This window comes from Escherichia sp. KTE31, from assembly GCF_000407925.1.
Taxonomy (GTDB): Bacteria; Pseudomonadota; Gammaproteobacteria; order Enterobacterales; family Enterobacteriaceae; genus Escherichia; species Escherichia ruysiae.
Map to the genome: position 1 here is coordinate 16,772 of NZ_KE136723.1, position 1,126 is coordinate 17,897.

The 1,126-nt window shown below is 55.9% G+C and carries 1 protein-coding gene; it reads left to right on the plus strand.

Annotation, left to right across the window (positions count from 1 at the left end):
• Positions 1-1,126, plus strand: a 1,126-nt coding sequence (locus WES_RS13305) for a phage tail tape measure protein (protein ID WP_016235185.1), incomplete at both ends; no start/stop codon positions are given.

A 1,126-nucleotide genomic window follows, 5' to 3' on the forward strand; every position in this document is an offset into this window, starting at 1 on the left:
GTTAAGCTGCTGATGCCCGGTTATGAGTTTGCGCAGAAAAACTCAGAATTACAGGCTGTGCTCGGAGTGGCAAAAGACTCCGCCGAAATGGCCGCGCTCCGCAAACAGGCGCGCCAGCTCGGCGACAACACCGCCGCCTCGGCGGATGATGCAGCCGGTGCGCAGATTATCATTGCAAAAGCCGGTGGGGATGTTGATGCCATTCAGGCGGCAACGCCGGTCACGCTGAATATGGCGCTGGCGAACCGTCGCACGATGGAAGAAAACGCCGCCCTGTTGATGGGGATGAAATCCGCCTTTCAGCTTTCAAACGATAAGGTCGCTCATATCGGGGATGTTCTCTCCATGACGATGAACAAAACCGCCGCCGATTTTGACGGCATGAGCGATGCGCTGACCTATGCCGCACCTGTGGCAAAAAATGCCGGTGTCAGCATTGAAGAAACCGCCGCAATGGTCGGGGCGCTGCATGATGCAAAAATCACAGGCTCAATGGCGGGGACAGGAAGCCGTGCCGTGTTAAGCCGCCTGCAGGCACCGACGGGAAAAGCATGGGATGCACTCAAAGAGCTTGGCGTGAAAACCTCAGACAGCAAGGGGAATACCCGACCAGTATTTACCATTCTGAAAGAAATGCAGGCCAGTTTTGAGAAAAACCGGCTCGGTACTGCCCAGCAGGCTGAATACATGAAAACCATTTTCGGGGAGGAGGCCAGCTCATCCGCCGCTGTGCTGATGACTGCCGCCTCAACCGGAAAGCTGGACAAACTGACCGCTGCGTTTAAAGCATCAGACGGGAAGACCGCAGAGCTGGTAAATATCATGCAGGACAATCTCGGCGGTGACTTTAAGGAGTTTCAGTCCGCTTATGAGGCGGTGGGGACTGACCTGTTTGACCAGCAGGAAGGGGCGCTGCGTAAGCTCACGCAGACGGCCACAAAGTATGTGTTAAAACTCGACGGCTGGATACAGAAAAATAAATCACTGGCGTCAACCATTGGCCTCATTGCCGGTGGCGCACTGGCGCTGACTGGTGTCATCGGTGCCATTGGCCTCGTAGCCTGGCCGGTTATCACCGGCATCAATGCCATCATCGCGGCAGCAGGCGCAATGGGGGCAATCTTCA